Below are 4,391 nucleotides of genomic sequence, written 5' to 3' on the forward strand. Positions count from 1 at the left end.
GCCCTCCAGCCAGTGCCCGGCAGTCAGGCCCGGTGCAATGGCCTCCACCTGCTCGACTTCCCCCATCACCAGTAAGATACGCACCCTGAACCCCCAGAGCCGGCCATAACGACGGTGCAGGCGGGCGGCCAAGTCTGCCAGTGCGGCAACGGATTCAGACAACGGGACATCTACAGGCTCGACTTTTTTATCATCACCGGCAATACGCTGACGCAGCTGTTCAAAACTCAGTTCGCCCGCTTGACGGCTGGCAATATAATAAATCCCCATCAACAGGAGAAAAACCACCCCACCGATAGCGATAACGATGAATCCTGTCTGCTGAGTGCTGCTGTCGCCCTTAATACCCAACACCTCGGGCATCTTCCAGACTAGGTAACTTAACGTGACCGCCATGACTAAAACAAAGGCAATCAGCGGCCAGAAAAAGGATTGTGTTCGAATACGTTTCATTGTGTAACCTCTGGAGAAATTTCATAAGGCGAGATGACGGCACACCAGCTCCCTTCATCAGGGACGGATGAACCACTGAGGGTAAGCTGACAAGCGGCAATGTGTTGTACAGCGCGGGCCGCTGCTGCGACCACAAGCCAAGGTGCGACACAACCCGCTGAACCCAATGATGAATCCAGGTCATAAATACTGTGTTCACCGATCATATTTAAAGGCGCCGTGCTGCTCAGGGCGATAAACGCCTCCCTGTCTGCCTGAGACAACCCTGACAACCAAACATGCTGTAATGATTCTGGCGTCACCGGCACCCAATCCAGAGCCTGGAGCACACTTTGCTCAAGTGTCATATGAGCAGCACATTCAGGACGATGAAGAAAAGCCAGAGGCGTTAACGTTTTTTGCGTCAGTCGATTTCCCAATATCAGCCCGACAGCGGATTCCGCGGTCTTCTCTGGCTGTCGCGGACAAACTTGCAGGGCTACGACCACTAACAACGACCGTTCACGAATACGGGTATCCAACCAGTTATCCACCACAGATAACCCAGCTCCTTCAACAAAACTGACCGGCTGACGAATACCGGACTCAGCCCAGACCCGCTGCCATATTTCACGCAATAAACTCGCCGATAACGCGGTATTAGCCTCAAAAACGACAGAAAGGGGGATATTATCAGGAAACGGTTCCAGCCCCTGAGCAAAGCTAGCAATAATAGATGACAACGTCCGCCGGACTAATTCATCAGGAGAGTCATCATCCAACGTGGGCAAACGACTGTGACGGACCGCCGCTTCACTTTGCCATGATGCCTGGGCTTTCAGCGCTTTCTCATTTTTAGTCAGTGACTCAATTTGAGTGTCCGGTGCCTTTTCATCGGCAAAGGCGGTATGCAATGCTACACTCAAAATTTGTAACGAACGCCGACCCCGCCGGGTTTCCTGCAAAATAACCTGTTGACGACGTCCGTCCCAGCCATCCGCCCCAAGATGCTGACCGGCATACAGTAACCACCGACATCCCACCATAAAGCCCCAACACAGCAAAGGAATGCCTAACGCATGTAACCCAAACATCACCGGCTGATGGTGGATTTCCACGTCACTCCACAGTATGGTGCTGACGATCCCCACTATGAAAAGAGCCCCCGGAAGTAAGACACACCAGAGCCAAAGCCGTAAAGGTTCAGGGCGGGCCGCCGGGCCGGGGAGAAGATTCAATTTAACCGACATAATAATTAACCCGCAGTAACAGCCAGCATAGAAGAGAGCAACATACCGCTGCACGTACAATCATGCCTGTGGAAGGCAACAAGTATCCCTACATCATAAAACTCAGGATTGCCCTCAATAATCACATCACCATGCCCTTTAACCAGACGGGTCACTAGAGCACCTCGACAAGCAACCCCAATCCCGCCAAATTTCATCACTAAAGAGCCTGAAATGATCTGACTACCGTGGGTAGTTTTATCTCTGATACGGATAATGCCGTTCATCATGTATTTCCTCTTTCATATTACATTTAAAAAAATCACCGTCTCCATTAGGAGAAGATTTAGCTTTTAAAGAGACGAGAGCTCTTCATCTTAACAATTAAGACCTAATGCTCACCCATTAATCTCCATTGTCATAAATAAATCTGTCACCCTCTTTCCTGCATAAGCAGAAAATGAAAGTACAGTTAATATCAATGCAAATAACATATTCAGCCTTATATGGTTCATAATCATTTTTCTCCATTCGCTTCAATAACATCTTCTTTCATCAAAACACCTTTTTTAATAACATAATTAGTATGATTCACCTCCTTTCCTTGTTTATCTTTTTTAGAATGCCAATTGATAACAAACCCGCTTTTATTCCATGAAAATGAAGAATAATCATTCATATTATTACTTAAACTTTTCATTGAGAATCCTTTATTACAACTACCAACCAATATTTTATTTATCTCTTTAGCTTTCTTATTTGATAATTCATAAATATATAACCATGTTTCTGCATTTCCGCTACATCTACCTTTAGATCCCCTTGGCTTAGAGGGTAACTTCTGGAATATAGCAAGATAACCATGACCATCGATAGAGTTTATTTGTGTATTGGCACAAGCATTATAAATGCCTTTTTTCAATGGAATGATGATCTTTGAATTATTTATATTCTCTACAACAACATTTTTGTCTTTGAGTCCTTTGCTCTGAATATAAACTGCATCATTCAATTTTCCTCCCAATTCCTCAAGAGTGGCTTCACCATAGAAGAGCTTATTACATTTTTCAGCGATTTCATCTAAATTTGTTATTCTCCCTAAGTCCCCCCATTCATAAGGAAATGTAACTCGTTTTCTCTTTTCTATATTCCATACACCTGGAGTAGAACTTGTATAATTACCTTCACAATATAATCCATTTGGAGAAACATATTTTCCATCTGGTGATATCTTTCCATATCCTTCATCAAAAATAGCAAATCCTTCTTCAAGACTATTGCTGCTTTTGTCAAAAAAACCAGGACCGATAATCAAGTTTTCATCACTACCAAAATTAGCTATAGTTGCCGCCCAACTATCTTTATCGACTAAACCAAGAGAAAGATATAAATGTTTTTCAAAATTTATATCCTGAAGCATAGAAATATCAGGATGTGGGCTATCATAAAGTTTAACCTGCCCATTCTTGCATTGTATTAACTCATTGATTAATAGATATCGACTGGATGAATAAAAAATTATCGCTCTTTTATCCGTAGTTCCCCTTATTATCCCATCACCATTGTCTGTATCATCTTTTCTCCAATTTTCAATATTGCATGTATTTAATTCACCAGATATGCTATTCTCGAAAATAACGGTAGAAAAATTATTTTTATTAAGAAAAATTTTTAGATTATCAACATTGACTACATAATCATCATTAGCAAAAGCAGATAATGAGACCAATGATGACAATATTAACAATATTTTTTTTATCTTAATCATGATAAAACCTCTTTAGCTTTCCTAGTCATTTTATTTCTATCTTTCAATCCCTTATCACCACCATTAATTAATTTGGTAACAGATTTTATAACCGTGAATTCATCTTCTTGTTCTTTCTCACTAGCATTTTCATGCCATTTATCCTTATCTACCTCTTTGACAATGTTAGGCTTTATCCCCCTGATAAAATATCCCCCAGTATCAATACAGTTATATTCATTTTCAGTCACCTTTTGGGGATCATCTATCACAGCCGGTCGCTTTTTCATTTTATTAATATTTTTCTTCTTATATTCCTCATCATCCCACCAGTAGTTATCAAAGTCTTTTTTAATAATCCAACCTCGATAAACCCAATAGGCCGCATAATTAGCTCTACCTGTCAGCATTTTAAATCCTCTACCACGAAACTTTTGTGCATCGGCATCACCGCAGTTTCCATTACTCCAACTATATGATCTAGCAATTAAATTTCCAGATTTAGTATATTTATTACCTAAAAAATAACTATCATACTCTGTTGCTACTTCACCATACCAATGCCCTAATTCTGATTCATTTTTTTCCGAATCCCTAACTATTCCTTTACCAATTTGCTTACCATGTTCAATTACTTGTTCCTGACTGTATTCTTGCATTACCCTTAATCTGGCAGATTCCACAGCTCCCTGACCTAAAAAATGAGCCTGCCGAATAGGTGTATTTATAATATATTTGAGCATGATTTTATTGATAGCCTGATAATACTTCTCCGAAGCTATCTTAATAGCATTTAGCTCACTTTCATTATTCTTTCTTATATCACATGACATGATGTCCGTTATTTTCGACTGTTCTAACCACCCGCACTTCCTGAAATGGGTAATAAACCTCCTCGGATCAAAATGCCACACCTTGCCGGATGGTAATCCTACCATATCAATACATAGCGCCTTAACATGAGCAATAAACTTATCCCAGTC

The 4,391-nt window shown here is 41.3% G+C and carries 4 protein-coding genes and 1 pseudogene; all 5 read right to left on the reverse strand.

What is annotated here, in order from left to right:
- Positions 1–453: pseudogene (locus tag C5469_RS22325) on the reverse strand (ImcF-related family protein); the annotation flags it as partial.
- Entirely contained in the window at positions 450–1,682 is a 1,233-nt protein-coding gene (locus C5469_RS22330; protein WP_166310835.1) for a hypothetical protein, read from the reverse strand. The pseudogene C5469_RS22325 and the gene C5469_RS22330, both read right to left, overlap by 4 nt.
- Positions 1,683–1,687: 5 nt before the next feature.
- Positions 1,688–1,948 carry a PAAR domain-containing protein gene (locus tag C5469_RS22335; protein ID WP_166310841.1) on the reverse strand — a complete coding sequence of 87 codons (261 nt, stop codon included), beginning with the start codon at positions 1,946–1,948 and terminating at the stop codon, positions 1,688–1,690.
- A gap of 230 nt (positions 1,949–2,178) precedes the next feature.
- Positions 2,179–3,429 (reverse strand): hypothetical protein, encoded by a 1,251-nt coding sequence (locus C5469_RS22340; RefSeq protein WP_166310837.1) that lies wholly within the window; start codon positions 3,427–3,429, stop codon positions 2,179–2,181.
- Positions 3,426–4,391: glycoside hydrolase family 19 protein (locus C5469_RS22345; protein ID WP_422615879.1), on the reverse strand; the 966-nt coding region annotated here is incomplete at its 5' end. The genes C5469_RS22345 and C5469_RS22340, both read right to left, overlap by 4 nt.

The sequence above is a fragment of the Photorhabdus cinerea genome (genome assembly GCF_011189575.1).
GTDB lineage: Bacteria > Pseudomonadota > Gammaproteobacteria > Enterobacterales > Enterobacteriaceae > Photorhabdus > Photorhabdus cinerea.